Annotated in this window: 14 protein-coding genes; 8 read left to right on the top strand and 6 right to left on the bottom strand. The window is 37.5% G+C overall.

Annotated features, from left to right (window positions below; translation table 11 throughout):
• Positions 1–29 precede the first annotated feature (29 nt).
• The 3 genes from IO90_RS04065 to IO90_RS04055 form a co-directional block, all read right to left on the bottom strand.
• Entirely contained in the window at positions 30–410 is a 381-nt protein-coding gene (locus IO90_RS04065) for a VOC family protein (protein WP_034964111.1), read from the bottom strand.
• An 18-nt stretch (positions 411–428) separates the two neighbouring features.
• A complete protein-coding gene (gene hemH, locus IO90_RS04060) occupies positions 429–1487 on the bottom strand; it encodes a ferrochelatase (protein ID WP_034964108.1) in 1059 nt (352 codons plus the stop codon).
• Between the two features lie 68 nt (positions 1488–1555).
• Entirely contained in the window at positions 1556–2434 is an 879-nt protein-coding gene (locus IO90_RS04055) for a NifU family protein (RefSeq protein ID WP_034964106.1), read from the bottom strand.
• A 173-nt stretch (positions 2435–2607) separates the two neighbouring features.
• Between IO90_RS04055 and IO90_RS04050 the strand changes: the two genes are divergently transcribed.
• Genes IO90_RS04050 through IO90_RS04040 form a run of 3 tightly spaced genes read left to right on the top strand, consistent with a single transcriptional unit; the run spans position 2608 to position 5113 of the window.
• Positions 2608–3615, top strand: coding sequence for a hypothetical protein (locus IO90_RS04050; RefSeq protein ID WP_034964103.1), 1008 nt, complete (start codon positions 2608–2610; stop codon positions 3613–3615).
• Between the two features lies 1 nt (position 3616).
• The gene (locus IO90_RS04045) at positions 3617–4135 is read left to right on the top strand and encodes a gamma carbonic anhydrase family protein (RefSeq protein ID WP_034964099.1); all 519 of its coding nucleotides are present in this window, start codon (positions 3617–3619) and stop codon (positions 4133–4135) included.
• Positions 4136–4174: 39 nt separating this feature from the next.
• Positions 4175–5113 (top strand): YihY/virulence factor BrkB family protein, encoded by a 939-nt coding sequence (locus tag IO90_RS04040; RefSeq protein ID WP_034964095.1) that lies wholly within the window; start codon positions 4175–4177, stop codon positions 5111–5113.
• Positions 5114–5116: 3 nt separating this feature from the next.
• On the opposite strand, the gene IO90_RS04035 is transcribed toward IO90_RS04040, so the two are convergent.
• Entirely contained in the window at positions 5117–5551 is a 435-nt protein-coding gene (locus IO90_RS04035) for a hypothetical protein (RefSeq protein ID WP_034964298.1), read from the bottom strand.
• Positions 5552–5778: 227 nt separating this feature from the next.
• On the opposite strand from IO90_RS04035, the gene IO90_RS04030 reads away from it, so the two are divergent.
• The 3 genes from IO90_RS04030 (at position 5779) to IO90_RS04020 (ending at position 11805) form a co-directional block, all read left to right on the top strand.
• Positions 5779–6663 (top strand): ABC transporter ATP-binding protein, encoded by an 885-nt coding sequence (locus IO90_RS04030; protein WP_034964092.1) that lies wholly within the window; start codon positions 5779–5781, stop codon positions 6661–6663.
• A complete protein-coding gene (locus IO90_RS04025) occupies positions 6656–10357 on the top strand; it encodes an ABC transporter permease/M1 family aminopeptidase (protein WP_051878246.1) in 3702 nt (1233 codons plus the stop codon). The genes IO90_RS04030 and IO90_RS04025 overlap by 8 nt, the downstream gene beginning before the upstream one ends.
• Before the next feature lie 389 nt (positions 10358–10746).
• Positions 10747–11805: a DUF4407 domain-containing protein gene (locus tag IO90_RS04020; protein WP_228374640.1), complete on the top strand. Its 1059-nt coding sequence runs from the start codon at positions 10747–10749 to the stop codon at positions 11803–11805.
• 30 nt (positions 11806–11835) lie between these two features.
• On the opposite strand, the gene IO90_RS04015 is transcribed toward IO90_RS04020, so the two are convergent.
• Complete coding sequence (locus IO90_RS04015) at positions 11836–12183, bottom strand: hypothetical protein (RefSeq protein ID WP_034964089.1); 348 nt, start codon at positions 12181–12183, stop codon at positions 11836–11838.
• A gap of 189 nt (positions 12184–12372) precedes the next feature.
• Positions 12373–13833 (bottom strand): IMP dehydrogenase, encoded by a 1461-nt coding sequence (gene guaB, locus IO90_RS04010; RefSeq protein WP_034964087.1) that lies wholly within the window; start codon positions 13831–13833, stop codon positions 12373–12375.
• Positions 13834–14153: 320 nt separating this feature from the next.
• On the opposite strand from guaB, the gene IO90_RS04005 reads away from it, so the two are divergent.
• Positions 14154–15278: a helix-turn-helix domain-containing protein gene (locus IO90_RS04005; RefSeq protein WP_034964084.1), complete on the top strand. Its 1125-nt coding sequence runs from the start codon at positions 14154–14156 to the stop codon at positions 15276–15278.
• A gap of 153 nt (positions 15279–15431) precedes the next feature.
• The gene (locus IO90_RS04000; protein ID WP_051878242.1) at positions 15432–16889 is read left to right on the top strand and encodes a serine hydrolase domain-containing protein; all 1458 of its coding nucleotides are present in this window, start codon (positions 15432–15434) and stop codon (positions 16887–16889) included.
• The last annotated feature ends 32 nt before the right edge of the window (positions 16890–16921 follow it).

Below are 16921 nucleotides of genomic sequence, written 5' to 3'. Positions count from 1 at the left end.
GACTCCAATGAAAATTGAAGTCTTATAATTTATTTAGTAATCCTAAGGTCAGAAATAATGATCTTGTGATGATCGCAATCCTCGAAGCAGATGCCGTTTTCTTTCCAATAAGGATTTTTGGGCGTCAAAGTGGGAACTTTAAAGTGTTCGAGATTGGTCAAGATCTTCTGAAACTTTTCCAAGGTTTCCGGATAGAAAACTAAGATGTCATCATCATCAAACTTAGACTCTGGCAAATTCCCGTCCTGCGTGAACTCCAAATGCCAATTCTCACCAGCTTTACCTAAAAAAACACCATCATAACCGTTGTGGTCTTCAAACTTCCCGATTACTTCAAACTCCAAAACGGAAGTGTAGAAGTAGATCAGTTTCTTAAGATTCTGCGTATGTCGTGCGTATCTAAAAATCATTAGATTTGAATATTAAGATTAATGAAAGTAAAAATCATTCAGCTTTTCTTCACAAAGCGTTTTCACGACATTCACCCAGCTTTGTTCCTCGTTCAGACAGGGAATATAATCGAATCTTTCACCACCACCATGAAGGAAAATCTCCTTACCTTCCACAGAGATCTCTTCCAAAGTTTCCAGACAATCGGAGACAAAAGCAGGACAAACGATGGCCAATTTCTTGATGCCTTTTTTGCCAAGACCTGCCAAAGTAGCGTCTGTGTAAGGTTCCATCCACTTGTCTTTGCCCAGTCTGGACTGGAAGGTGACCATCACTTTTTCTTTTGGCAATCCCAGTTTTTTGCACACCAGTTCGGTCACTTTGTAACATTGGTGTCTGTAGCAGAATTTGTGCGAAGGATTGTCTTCCTTTTGGCAACAAGTATTCATATTGCAAGTGTTCGTGGGGTCGGTTTTGTAAATATGACGTTCCGGCACACCGTGATACGAAAACTGCAACAGATCAAAATCCGCAGGAAGTTTTTCCCTGATACTTTCAGCTAAAGCATTGATGTAAATCTCGCGGTCGTAGAATGGCTCCACGTAATTGATCTTGATATCTGGGAAGAATTTTAGTCTCACTTCCTCAGCTTTGTCGATCACGGTTTCCGTGGTACTCATCGCATATTGCGGATAAAGCGGGAATAGAGAGATTTCGGTCACGCCTTGATCTACCAACTCTTGGATTCCAGTTTTTATTGATGGTTCTGCATAGCGCATTCCCAACCCAACTGGAACATCCACGATCTCCTGAAGTCTTTTCTGAAGATGTTTGGAGATCACGATCAAAGGCGAACCTTCGTCGGTCCAAACAGTTTTGTAAGCTTCAGCAGATTTCTTCGGTCTGGTTTTCAGGATGATTCCTTGAACCAAAAGGGCGCGGAAGATCCAACGGTAATCGATGACCTTTTCGTCCATCAGGAACTCGTCCAGATATTCCTTTACATCGTTTACGTCCGTCGATCTCGGAGATCCGAGGTTGACGAGAAGAATTCCCTTGCGATTGTTAGTTGTTGGTTGTTGGTTGTTGGTTTCCAATTTTGAAATTATTTTATAGGCGTTTCTGGAAGTCGGTCAACTGACAACGAGAAACTATCAACTAAATATTATCCATTCACAGCTTCCACGTTCTCCACCAATTCCGGAACGAATTGTTTCAGAATGTTCTGTATCCCGTTTTTCAACGTTGCTGTTGAAGATGGACAGCCACTGCAAGCGCCTTGAAGCAACATTTTTGCCGTTTTGTTTTCCTGATCATATTCGATCAATGAGATTTTTCCACCATCGTTTTCTACAGCTGGTGCCACATATTCATTCAGGATGTCGCTGATCTTTTGCTCGTCATTGGTATATTCTCTGTTGATGATCTTCAACATTGGATTTTCGTGCTTGTGAGGTTCTGCGTTGGAAATGGCTTTTCCAGCTTGCAAAAATTCTGCGATGAAAGAACGGACTTGATTCATGATCTCGTGCCACTCAAACTGACCGTCTCTGGTCACAGCAACGAAATTATCACTCACATAAACCTCTTTCACAAAATCAAAAGCTTCGTACAATTCTTTGGCTAAAGGAACTTCGTCCGCTTCTTCTCTAGATTTTACCTCGATGAAACCATCCATCAACATTTTGCTGGAGATGAATTTCATTACCGCAGGATTTGGGGTCATCTCAGAATAGATCTGATACATTTCTTTTTTCTTCTGAAGATAGATTCTTGGGTTCGCCAACAATTCGTCCTCGATGATGTTCTTCAAGCTTTCTGCAACGTGTTCCCATTCAACCGTATCTTCTTTCGCCACGGCAATGAAATTGGCTGTAATGAAAATCCTGTTCACAAATGGATAGTTGAACAATTCTTGAGCTAACGGAATTTCGGAAATGTCAGAATCTCTGTCTAATTCCAGTGAACCGGGAATCAAAGTGTAGTCCGTAACGAACTTCATCACTTTCTTGTTTTCCGTAGGTTCTATAATGATTTCTCTCATTTTAAGTATATTGAACTACAAAAATATCGTAATTTGGTGGAACAAAAAAGCCGATGAATCCCAATGTTGTGTTAAGTTTTGATTATGAGTAGGTTTGCGGATATTCGATTTTTTCTATTGTCTTAATATTAATTTAATTTTTACTAAAAATAACATCTACCAAAACAAAACCAATGAAAATCAAACTAATCTTTCTTTTTTTCCTGATTGCAAACTGCTATTTTTCTCAAACTATAAAAATATTGTCTCTCGAGGATAATTCACCTATTGAAGGTGTTATCTTGATGAGCGCATCGGGAGAATATCTTGGCAAATCAAATGTGAATGGGGAAATGGACGAAAGTCTGGTGAAAAACAAAGATTTTCTATTAATCAATCATCCTCTAATCGATACGGATACTCTTTTCATTAATAAAATAGTAAAAGGAGAATTTAAAGTAAAAGCCATTAAAGAAACCAAAATTCCGGAAGTTAACATTGTAACTTCCACCAAAGATTTTATTATTGTCAAAGGTTATTTTAACAGTTATGTTACCAATAATTCTGAGTTCAATATTTTTGTAGATGGAACTATAGAATACGTTTTTGATAGGAAAACCGGAGAATATAAAAGTCAAATCATCAATGAGTACAGATCTTTTATCTTAGAAAGTAAAGATGTCAATAGAAAAGAAATTTCCAGTTTTGTTTTTGATAGTTTATTAAAACTTCCGGAACTGAATTTGGTAAGTTCTGCATTGGGATCCAAAAGTGATTTTACAAAAAAATATGATCAACAAGCTGACAAAACCATATTTGAATACCACAAAAGTAAATATACGGAAGAAGAATTTAAATTTTTGGGCTACGTTTTCAAAGACTCTAGAAGAGACGACGTCATAAGTTTTGATAGCAATAATCCAAAAACTAGCCGGTTGATTTCTTTCGGAACTTCTAGCGGAATATCATTAAAACATAAATCCGAGGAACAGTTCTCAAAATTGATGTTAATCAGAAACTTTTATCCAACGGAAATATATTTTAAGAATAAAAATGAGTTAGAAAAAGGTTTGAAATTCAACCGAAATGTCAGTAGTTTCAAAACAAATTATTGGGAGCAAGATTCTCACGCTTCTTTCTACGAATTTCTTTCTAGACAATTCAAAGATTCATTTAAACAAAAAGAAAATAAAAATAAATAAGATGGCAATTATAAAAGAACTTTTAGGCAAAACGCCTCAACTTGGAGAGAATGTTTTTGTGGCAGAAACGGCTGTAATCATCGGTGATGTGACGATGGGAGACGTTTGTAGTATTTGGTACAATGCGGTTTTGAGAGGTGATGTGAATTCTATCAAAATTGGCAATAAAGTGAATATTCAGGACAACGCAATGGTACATTGTACATATCAGAAAAGTCCGACTACAATTGGAAATAATGTTTCGATTGGTCACAACGCGATTGTTCACGGTTGCACGATCAAAGACAATGTACTGATTGGAATGGGTGCGATTGTGATGGATGATTGTGTGGTAGAAAGCAACTCGATCGTTGCGGCGGGAGCAGTGGTAACGGCAAATACGAATATCAAAGAAGGCGAAATATGGGCTGGCGTTCCGGCAAAAAAAGTAAAAGATATTTCGCAAAGTCTTATTGAAGGCGAGATCGACAGGATTGCAAATAATTATGTTAAATACTCCAGCTGGTACAAACAGGAGTAGATTGGTACAAAGATTGAATTTTCCAAAGAAATGTAAACTATGACAAAGCTTAAATCTTTTTGGGAAGTTCTAAAAGCCACTTTTAACGAATGGACATCATCCTCTGCATCCAAAGACAGTGCAAGTATGGCATACAATGCGATATTTGCGTTGCCAGGTTTGCTGATCATCATCATCTGGACAACGAGTCATTTCTTTGGTGAAGAAGCGGTAAATGGTGAAGTTCGTCGACAATTGCAAGGCATAATGGGCTATGACGGCGCAAAAAGCATCCAAGATATTATTGCCAGCGCGATGGTTGACAAAGAGAACTTCTGGATGAAAGCTTTAGGGGTTGCGACTTTGATCTTTGGTGCTACCAGTTTGTTTTTCCAGATGCAAAGCACGCTCAACAATCTTTGGGATGTGGAAGCGGCGCCAAAAAAGGCTTGGCAGAAATTCATTCTTGATAGAGCTAATTCCTTGGGAATGATTTTGATGATTGCGTTTTTACTTCTGATAAGTATGGTTTTGTCATCACTCATTGGCTTGGCTAATGGATTGATAACCAAATATTTTGGAGTTGATACTTACTTCATTATTCAAGTGAGCAATTTCGTTTTAGGATTGGCTGTTGTGACGGTTCTGTTTGCGATAATGTTCAAAGTCTTGCCAGATGTCGAGATCAAATGGAAATCTGTTTGGATTGGCGCAGTCGTAACGGCTTTACTCTTCAACCTTGGAAAAATGGCGATGAGTTTTTACTTTGATATGTCGAATCCAACTTCAGTTTTCGGTGCTGCTGGAACTGTTATTTTGTTAATGATGTGGATCAACTATTCTTGTCAATTGATATTCTTCGGGGCAGAATTTACTAAAGTATATGCTTTGAGAAAAGGACACAGCATTGTTCCATCGAAGCACGCGACTTGGAGCAAGGCAAAATTATACCGGGATGCTGAGGAACAAAAAAAGAAAATTGCTCCTCAGGAGATTTAAATATTATTTGAAAACGGGTCTATCATTTTCACAAATGATACTTTCCGGTTGCATTACCAACATACAATCTGACATCAGGTTGTATTTTTTGTTGTACTCAGATGATTTTTGATTGTAAAAATCTACTTTTTCAAGAAAAGTTTTTTCATCAATTTTGATGGAATAAGCGATATATTCAACTGGTCCACCACAAGCTTTCACGCCTAATCCAACTGTTTTCCAATCGGCGGAATTCGTGCATTTTTCACTGCTCGCCAATGTTGTGATTTCGCTTCTCAGGGTTTCCATTTCTTTGGATTCTTCTGCCGTGATTCCACTGCTTGGAGCGTCGTCTTTTGGTCTTTCTGGCAATGGTTTTGGAAGATTGTCCGCTGTGTAAGCTGGTTTACAAGACAATGCAAATGCTGAAACCAGACTTAGCAAAACTAAATTTTTCATAACTGAATTTTGAATTGAGCCATCAAATATAATACCTGTAATTGTTTTTGACAATTTAATTTTCCGGTCAGATTGATAAGGTGATTTAAGGATTTTGAGTGAATTAATATTTAAATTGATGACCTTTTTTAACGAAATCATTAACATTCGATAATTTTTCCGAGAAATTGTAACAAATAACATTAATAATCGTCTAATAAAATTATAATACTTTAAAAAATTTAACTATGGAATTGAGGATTAATAATATTAGTAAAACCTACGCCAATGGTTTGAAGGCTTTGGATAACGTCAATCTTACGATTGGAAAAGGAATGTTCGGATTGCTCGGGCCGAATGGTGCAGGGAAGTCTTCACTAATGAGAACCATCGCTGGTTTGCAAGCGCCGGACAGTGGCGAGATTTTTCTCGGCGACCTCAACGCCTTGACCCAAAAAGAAGAACTTAGAAAAGTTTTAGGTTATCTTCCACAAGATTTTGGTTTTTATCCGAAAGTGAATGCCGTAGAACTTCTCAATCATATCGCCATTCTGAAAGGCATTTCAAATAAATCTGAACGCAAGGAAATCGTTGAAGGTCTGCTTCATCAGACCAATCTTTTCGAGGCGAGAAAAAGAAACGTCAGCGAATATTCTGGCGGAATGAGACAGCGTTTCGGGATTGCTCAGGCGCTTTTGGGAAATCCTAAACTCATCATTGTTGATGAACCAACCGCTGGCCTCGACCCGATGGAAAGAAATCGCTTCCACAATCTCCTGAGTGAAATCGGAGAAAACACAATAGTTATTCTTTCCACGCACATTGTAGATGATGTCAAAAATCTGTGCAATCGTGTAGTGGTTTTGACTTCCGGACATATCATTCTAGACGGAACTCCAAAAGGCGTGATTGAAGATTTCCAAGGTAAAATCTGGAAAAAACTAATTGAAAAATCCGGAGTTGAGGTGGCGAAAGAACAATACCAAGTGATTTCCACGCATATTTCTGAAGGCAAAGTGGAGATTCGCGTTTTTGCGGAAACTCAGCCAGACGCTAATTTTATTCCTGTAGAATCCAATTTGGAAGACGTGTATTTCTCAAGTATCACCAAAAAAATGGCAACCAATGTTTAAAGAATTATTCTCTTTTGAACTCAGGAATGGTTTCAAAAAATGGAGTACGCAGATTTACTTTTTGGTTTTCCTCACGCTTGGCGTACTCGTTGGATTGGGAACTACAGGCGCATTTGACACTTCGACCTCAGATTCGATTCTTACCAAAAATTCCTCGTTGGCAATCGCCAGATTGATTGTCGGGATGAGTGGCAATATTATGGTGCTTATCAACGGGATTATGATGATTAGCATAATGGCAACCGCAATTCAGAAAGATTATGCCTATAATTTTCACGGCTTGTTGTACACCACGCCAATTACAAAATCCGGGTATTTTTTCGGAAGATTTTTGGCTAATTTTCTCATCGCAATCTATGTTTTTTCAGGGATTTTAATTGGCTATTTTTTCGGAACGCTTTACGGGCTTGGAACTTCGCAACTTGGCCCTATCAATATCATTAATTTTTTGTGGCCTTTTTTGATTTTCACAGTTGCAAATACTTTGATTATCGGTTCGATATTCTTCGCATTGACCACGATTACGAGAAGCACTTTGGCTTCCTATCTTTTCTGTGTGATTTTGCTTTTGTTATCGATTTTGAGCGACAGCATTCTTTCCGACATCGAGAACAAAGATTTGGCCTCACTTCTCGACCCATTCGGGAATTTTGCTTTGAAACAAATCACCGAATATTGGACGCCTTATGAACAAAATGAAAACATAGTTCCACTTTCTGGCGTTTTGCTTTGGAACCGTTTGGTTTGGCTGGTAATTTCGCTTTTGTGTGTTGGAGTTACTTATTTTAAATTTGATTTCAACCAATTTTTACAGCCTTTTTCTTTATTTAAAAAGAAAAAAACAGCTTTGGTGGAAACTTACACCAATTCCGAAAAATCATTGCAGGAAATCCTGAATGTTCAAAAAGATTTTGGATGGATGGCGAAACTGAAAGAGCTTTTCTACCTTTCGTTTTTCGAGGTCAAAAGAATCGTTTACACGCCATTTTTTGGGATAATTGCTTTCATTTTTGGCGTTTTGCTGATTGTGATTTCAAATTATATGAAATCGATGTACGACGCAGAATCCATTCCTGTCACCTTTTTGATGGCGGAATTGGCAGAAGAAGGTTTGTCATTTTTCCTCCTTTTGCTGATTGTGTTTTTCTCAGGAAACATCGTTTGGAGAGAGCGCGAAAATAAAATCGATGAACTGATTGGCGTGAGCACAGTTTCCAATTTCAACCTGATGTTTTCCAAATTTTTGGGAATGGTTTGGATGGTCATCCTAATGCAGATTTTCTCTAATTTGATTTGCATCGGGATTCAGTTTTACAAAGGATTTTATGACATAGAACCTTTGACCTATTTGAAATTCAACCTTTACAATCTGCCTTATTATCTGGTTTTGATAGGTTTCAGTTTATTTGTTCAATTGATTGTCAATAACAAATATTTTGGATTTTTCTTAGCGATTTTCCCTGTCGTTTTCCTTCCGATTTTATATAATTATTTGGAGATGAATGGGATTTTATACAGTTTCAATTCCAACGGACCAACGCTTCCTTATTCAGCTTTGAACGGTTTTGGACAAGTGCTTTACAGCTATTTCATTGTGAAATCGTATTGGATTGTGATGATGTTATTCTTATTGTTCATCGCACTTTTGGTTTTCCCGAGAGGCAAGGAAAAAGGATTGTCCAAAAAATATCTTTTATCGAAAACTTCATTCAAATTAAAACATAAAGCTTTATTGTTTTTGTTCCTGTTCTCGACTGTCGGACTTGGTGGTTACATCTATTACAATACACACATTCTCAACAAATCCTACACGGAAGTTGAAATGGAAAAAATGCGTGTCGATTACGAGAAAAAATATAAATATCTGGAAAAGATAGACCAGCCGAGAATCGTTTCTTCAAATTTGAAAATTGATATTTTCCCTGCGAAATCGGGCTGGAGTGTGGACGGCGTTTATTACATCAAAAACAAACATCAAAAACCGATTGACAGCATCATTCTAAAATATCCGAATAATCTGGACGGGCATTATGCCTTCAAAAAAATGCAATTGGCACGTTCCGGAAAAGAGATTTTCAATGATGAAAAAGCAGGTTTGAAACTTGTAAAACTCAATCAGCCACTTCAACCTGGCGATTCTGTTGCCCTCAATTTTCAATATGATTTTGAGCCGAAAGGTTTTGCCAACTCTGAGACGGAAACGGATGTGGTTGGAAATGGCTCATTTTTCAATTCCAATAATCTGCCAGGCTTAGGTTACACCGCAGATGCGGAACTTTCGGAAAATTCTGCCAGAAAAAAATATGGTCTGAAACCAAAACCAAGAGTGGCAAAAGTGAATGACAAGAAGGCTAGAATGAACAATTTCATTTCAAATGATTCTGACTGGATTCGTTTCCAAACTCAGATTTCAACTGATAATGACCAGATTGCCATCGCGCCAGGTTATTTACAAAAAGAATGGAAAGCCAATGGCAGAAGATATTTTACCTACAAAATGGATTCACCGATTCTCAATTTCTACGCATTCCTTTCTGCCGATTATCAAGTGAAAAAAGCAAAATGGAACAATGTAAACATCGAGGTTTATTACCAAAAAGGACACGAATATAATTTGAACCGAATGATTTCTTCCATTCAAAACAGTTTGAATTATTACACCAAAAACTTTGGACCTTATCAGCACAAACAAGTCCGAATCATCGAGTTTCCAAGATATGCTTCGTTTGCACAATCGTTCCCGAACACAATTCCATATTCCGAAGAAATTGGTTTCCTGACGAAGATTGAACCCGACAAACCAGAAAAAATCGACCTTCCGTTCTATGTGACGGCTCACGAAGTTGCGCATCAATGGTGGGGACATCAGGTTGTTGGTGGCAATGTTCAGGGCAGTGCGATGATGTCGGAAACATTCTCCCAATATTCCGCTTTGATGGTGATGGAGCACGAATATGGCGCGCCTGCGATGAAAAAATTCTTGAGTTATGAGCTTGATAAATATTTGAAAGGCCGAACCAGAGAAGCGAAAAACGAAATGCCTCTGATGCTAATCGAAAATCAAAGTTACATCCATTACAACAAAGGAAGCGTCGTGATGTACGCGCTGAAAGATTATTTGGGAGAGGCAAAACTGAACTCTGTTTTGAAGAAATATCTGGGACAGACCAAGTTTCAGGAACCACCTTACACCAATTCAGTGGAATTTGTGAATCTTTTGAAAAAGGAAACGCCTGACAGTTTGCAGTATCTCATCAAAGATTTGTTTGAGACGATTACGCTGAACGAAAACTATGTGAAGGATTTATCATACAAAAAAGTCGGAAAGCAATATCAAGTGAAACTCACAGTTGGAAGCGCAAAATACCGCGTTGATGGCAAAGGAAAATCGAAGAAAATTTCGGTCAATGATTATGTTGATATTGGCGTTTTCGGACAAAAATCCAAGAAATTTCCCGAAGGTAAAGAATTGATTTTCAAAAAAGTGAAGATGGATAAACCTGAGAAAACTTTTACATTCTTAGTAAATGAAGAACCGTTGCAAGCCGGAATTGACCCGTACGCTAAATTGATTGACCGAAATATGAAAAATAATGTTCACGATTTCAAATCGAAACCTGACAAAGTCAATCTCGATGCGGATGAAAAATCTGGTGGCGCAGGCGTGAAAGTGACTGTGAATACTGGAGATTAATTTCGCTTCAAATTTTTATAATTAATAGAGTCTGCTTTTCTGAAAGGCAGACTTTGTTATTTAATTTCAATCGTGTAATATCAATAGGAATGGGCTTTAGCCCATTTATACAATTAAAACTAACTAGGCTTTAGCCGAAACTTAATATAGATTTTGGCTAAAGCCCTTATTAAGACTATCATTCGAAACATCGGGCTAAAGCCCGACGCTATTAATATTTAGTATCAATAATTTAAATTAGGGTTATGCTCAGAACTTTAACATTTAAATTAGATATTGGTACATAATTAGCTATTTGGTTTTACCTAATACTATTTGTAACAATTTAACGTTTTGAGTTACATATTGTGATAATCATTAATATGAGAAATAAAGCTAACACTAATAAAATGAATTGGTTCCAGCACTTCCTGATGCTGTGTTCTGGCGCCAACATTCACCTTTTGAAAAAATCGCCAAGCGAATGGAACAAGTTTGCGGGAATTGGCGGAATTGTACTGTTCACGGCAGTTTTTGCAACACTTTCTGCAGGTTATGCGATGTTCACAGTTTTTGATAATGTTTGGACAGCCGTTGGATTTGGACTTCTTTGGGGATTGATGATTTTCAATTTGGATAGATACATCGTTTCTTCCATCAAGAAAACTGGAACGTGGTGGAATCAGGTTTTGATGACGATTCCGAGGTTGATTTTGGCGACATTTCTAGGAATCATTATTTCAAAACCGTTGGAATTGAAAATTTTTGAAAAGGAAGTCAACAAACAACTGAACACGATTATTCAGAGAAATAAAAAACAACTTCAGGCTGAAATGACTGGAAGAATTTTGCAACAATCTGGGCCTTTTGATACGGAAAAGAAGCAAATTCAAACTCAAATCAAAAATTACCAAATGGCTTATGATTCAGCTTCGGTAGAATTAGAAAAAGAAATTCTCGGAAAAGAATCTGGCTTGACAAGTGGAAAAGTCGGCTACGGAACCAACGCCAAACGAAAAGCGGAACTTAAAGAACAAAAACGCCTAGACCTCGAAAATTATCAAAAACAACAGCAATCGCGATTGGAATATTTGGACAAAGAAGTTTCGAAAGTCTACACCAATCTGGAAACCGAAAGGAAATCTACGGAAACTGTGGAAGACAAGTTCAATGGATTTGCGGCGCGTTTGCAAGCCTTGGATGAGTTGGGAAAAAATTCTGCAATCATTGCATTGGCAGCGAGTTTCATTATGGGGTTGTTCATCTGTTTGGAAATCTCACCGGTTTTAATCAAATTGATTTCCCACGTTGGGCCGTATGATTATCTTTTGGAAAAAACTGAGAATGATTTCCGATTATATTCGAAAGAAAAAATCACGAAAGGCAATTACCACACAGATTATCGGATTGATGATTTCAAAGATGACTTGGACATCCGGAAAAGAAAGAAAAATGACAATGAATTATAAAACAAAAGCTTCCAAATCTGGAAGCTTTATTTATTTTAAATTGCCAACTACAAAAGGTTGTTCGGCATCTTCGTTGTAATCTCGTACAAATCCAATTTCTTTGGACTTCGTGATTTCGGATTTAGAAGTTCCTGAAAATCCATCCCCAAAATCAATGCTGAAATCAATATAACTCAATCTGTTCTTTGTAAATTTCATTTGATTGAAAACCAAAATGATGTTCTTTTCTTTTAGGTTTTTCTGCAGGCTCAGCAAATCTTTTTTCGTCATTTCCTTATTGAAAACAACGGCTATCACTTTCTTGCTTGAAGTAAAAGAAAGCGTACCAAGTACTATAAATGATAGAAATAATAAAGAGAAGATTGTGGACTTTTTCATTGCGATATTTGCTTTTGCAAAACTATTAAATTCTTAGCAAACACAGCACCAAAGTTTTGATTTTTAATACATTTGAGCAAAATTTTTAAATTCTAGAAGAAAATATCCTTTTAAAACTAAGGTTAAATAAAAAAGACTCCAAAATGAAAATTCAAGTTGGAGTCTTTTTTATTTGATTTTATAACTTATTTAAAAAGAATAATTCGGCGCTTCTTGCGTGATGATGACATCGTGTGGATGCGATTCTTTCAAACCACTTCCGGTAATCATTACCAATTTTGAATCTTTCTGCAACGCTTCAATATCTTTGGCACCGCAATAGCCCATTCCGGCACGTAAACCGCCAGTCAATTGGAAAATCACATCTTCCAGTTTTCCTTTGTGAGGCACTCTACCTTCAATACCTTCTGGAACAAATTTCTTAGCTTCACTTTGGAAATATCTTTCTTTCCCACCACGTTTCATAGCAGACAAACTTCCCATTCCTTGGTAAGATTTGAATTTTCTGCCTTGGAAAATAATTTCTTCTCCCGGAGCTTCATCCGTTCCTGCAAGAAGAGAACCTAGCATCACTGCTCCGGCACCACTTGCAATAGCTTTTACAATGTCTCCGGAAAGTTTGATACCACCATCAGCGATAACGGCAACGTTTTTCTTTTTTGCAAATTCGTAAACGTTGTAGATCGCAGAAAGTTGAGGAACGCCAACACCTGCAACAACTCTGGTTGTACAGATGGAACCTGGACCAACACCCACTTTAAGGACATTTGCGCCAGCTTTTATTAAATCTTTTGCTGCTTCAGCCGTTACAATGTTTCCACCAACGATATCCAAGTCTGGGAATGTTTTTCTGATTTCTGAAATCTTATCCAAAACACCTTTCGAATGTCCGTGAGCTGAATCGATTGCGACGATATCAACGCCAGCTTTTACTAAGGCCGTGATTCTTTCAATCGTATCTTCGCCAACACCAACGCCTGCTCCCACGATTAATCTTCCGTTTTGGTCTTTGTTTGCATTTGGATATTCTAATTGATTGTCGATATCTTTAATCGTAATCAGTCCAACCAGTTTGTTTTTCTTGTCAACGATAGGAAGTTTCTCGATTCTGTTTTTTAGCAAAATTTCTTTCGCAGTTTCCAGATTCGTGGTTTTGTCGGAAGTGATGAGGTTGTTTTTTGTCATTATTTCCTCCACTTTCACTTCAAGGTTTTCTTGATATTTCACATCTCTGTTGGTGATAATTCCGATGAGATAATTGTTTTTATCAACCACAGGAAGTCCCGAGATTTTGTATTCGGCCATCAATGCTTTCGCTTCGGCAAGTGTATGGTCTTTGGAAAGTGTGACTGGGTCAGAAATCATTCCGTTTTCGGAACGTTTTACGCTGTTGACCTGAGCGGCTTGTTCCGCAATCGTCATGTTTTTATGAATGAATCCAAGACCGCCAACTCTTGCAAGTGCAATTGCCAAATCTGCTTCTGTCACGGTATCCATTGCTGCGGAAACTATGGGAACATTGAGCGAAATTTTGTCTGTGAGTCTTGATTTTAGGGAAACCTGGTTAGGTAATACTTCTGAATAAGAAGGGACTAATAGAACGTCATCGAAAGTGATGGCTGCCTCTACAATTTTGTTATGAATAGACATCTTTACTTTCTGTGCAAAATTAAGCTATTTATTTCGAATTTGAAAGTTTCATAATTTATTTGATAAATAGTTAATATTCAGAAAAATGATGATTGGATGACAAAACCCATAGCCCTGAGTGCAGTGGAAATCCCACAGCAAGCAATGGCCCTTCGACTCCGCTCAGGATGTAAGCGATGGCGCGAGGAATTGCAACGGAAAGCAGGTTCCCGGCTCCTAAAAATTTATAAATCTGTTATTGTGATTTTATTCTTTGATTTTCCAAAATAATTATCTTTACGAAAAATAAGTGCGAACGAGAATGCGAAACAAAGTAATAAATGGATAAGATGGATCTATTGGGAGTTGTGACGGTGATCTCGCTGTTTGTTTCTTTTTTTCTGGCGTTTTTTCTGCTGACGGTGAAAACAGCTCATAAAAACAGCAACCGGATTTTTTCTTTCTTCCTGATCATCAGCGCGATTGACATCAGCGAGCCTTTGATCAGTCTAATTACAGATAGACCTTCGAATATTGGGATGTTTCGGAACACGGTGGCTTTTTTGCAGATTCCGGCTTTTTATCTTTATGTGCTGTCCGTTTGTTATTCGGATTTTAAATGGAAATCGAAATATCTTTCTCATCTGATTCCGTTTTTGATTGTGAATCTTGTTTTGGCACCTCGGTTTTATTCGGTGGATCTCGCTTCGAAGCTTGATTTTATTGTCAATCGCCAAAATATGATGGAACTGCAGTTTACGCATTGGCTGTTTCATTTTCAAATTGTATCTTATTTTACCGCGGTTTTTCTGCTTTTGAGAAAGGCGAAGAAACTTTATCTGGAAAATAATTCTGGAGAAAGTCTTAATTCTTACCATTGGCTGTTCCAGTTTACGAGTGTTCTGGGCGTTTTTTATCTGGTTGTCATTCTTAAAAATATCTTCAAATTTTCTGATTATCCTTACATTTCAGATTGGATTAAAATCGTGATTCTGGTGTCGCAACTTTTTATCATTTGCTGGTATCTGTATAAAGCGCTGAACAATCCCGGACTTTTCAGAAATATTGATTCGAAATTGAAGCTTGTCTCGGATTTGATTTTAGAGGAGAACAAAATCGATCCTGAAACTTTGAATGAAGATCTGCTGAAGCTGAAAAAATATATGTTTGATGAAAAACCATTTTTGAATCCCGCCTTGACCATTCAGGATATTTCGAAGGAAATGAATGTTCCTGTGCGGGAATTATCAGTTTTGATCAATCATCAGTTGGGACATCATTTTTATGATTTCGTCAATACTTATCGCATCGAAAATGCGATGGAAATGCTGAAAGATTCAACCAAATCCAAGGTGACGATTCTCGAAATCTTGTATGAAGTTGGTTTTAATTCGAAATCTTCCTTCAATACTGCTTTTAAAAAACACACGGGAAATACGCCGACTGAATATCGCAAATCACTGTAATTTAACACCTTGTAATTACTCGTACTTTTATTTTAATAACTCCTACTCATTTTTCGGATGGAATTTGACCGAATACATTTACTCGGTCGCACAAGATTCTGCACTTCCACATCTTTGTATCGAAATATTGATCAACCTTTAAATAACGATACAATGAAAACTATTTTTTACACCAGCTTTTTTTTATTATTAATGACAAGCTCCACGATCTTTGGACAGACAAAAGATTACCGCTTTCTAACCGACAGTCTGAAAATTGAAGAACAATTAGAAAAGTATAAACTTCCAGGATTCAGTGTGGTAGTTTTTGAAAATTACAAGATTGTCTATTCGAAACAATTTGGAGTCAAGTCGATGACTTCGCCGGAAAAAATTGACGAAAACACGGCTTTTTCGACAGCCTCAATTGCAAAACCAATCACGGCGCTTCTTTGTTATATTCTGGAAGAAAAAGGTTTGCTGAATCTGGATGACCCAATTGACCAATCTTTGAAAAGATGGCATTTGCCAAAAAGCAAATTCACAGAAAACAAAAGCCCGACCTGGAAACAATTTCTGAATCACACTGCAGGAACCACTCAGGAAGGTTTTGAAGATCATTATGAAGGTGAAAAAATCCCAACATTAGTGGAAAGCTTGCAAGGTAAAATCCCGAGATATGATAAAGAAATCGAATTTTTCTTTGAACCGGGAACAAGATGGCAATACAGCGGCGGCGGTTACACCATTATTCAAATGGCTTTGGAAGATCGATTCAAAACCTCGATTGCTCAATTGGCAAAAGAACATATTTTCGCTCCTCTTGGATTAAAAAACACGACGATGATACAGCCGAATGAAAAGGGATTTCTTACAAACGTCGCTTTGGTACACGATAAAGACGGAAAGATCATTAAAACCGGTTTGCCAATCACGCCACAAGTTGGTCCTTCTGGACTGTGGTCTACTCCGACTGAATTGGCAATCATCGCCATAGAAATTCAAAATGCGTTGCGTGATAAAAATAATAAAGTGATCTCTCACGATGTTGCAAAAAAAATGACAGAAGTTACCATTTTGAAACAAGCTGTGGGCGGATGGAGCAATGGTTGGCAAAAATCTTTTGCTTACAACAATTATGATTGGTTTGCCTGCAACGGTTCCAACACCGGAGTTGGTGGAAATGTAATGGGAACGATGAAAGATGGGAATGGGTATGCCTATCTTGCCAATGGTGAAAAACCGAATCGTTTTCCGGTAATGGGAAACACGCAGAGAACAATTCTAAGATTGATGAACTGGAAAGGAGATTTCCAAAGTGAGGATTCACAAGAAATTCCTTTAAATCTAAAAGAAAAACTGATCGGAACGTACAACGATTTCCTTTACGGACAAGAGGTCGAAACAAAAATTGTGGAAAGAGACAACCGTCTTTACTTGGAATCTATGCTTTTGGACCATTTTAGAAGCAAAAAGGACAATGAGTTGGTGTATTTGACAAATGGATTCTTTAAAGTGATCGATTATCCAAATCTTTTGAAATTTGAATTTGCTAATGGAAAGATAAATTCTGTCACATTGGTCAGAGATGATTTAACTGACACCATTAAAATCATTAATCAAGGAAAATAATCCTTAGCTATTTTGAATGAAAAAACCGCCTC

Origin of the sequence: Chryseobacterium sp. FH1 (assembly GCF_000735135.1) — a bacterium.
Lineage (GTDB): Bacteria > Bacteroidota > Bacteroidia > Flavobacteriales > Weeksellaceae > Epilithonimonas.
This window is presented reverse-complemented; position numbering and strand designations above follow the sequence as displayed.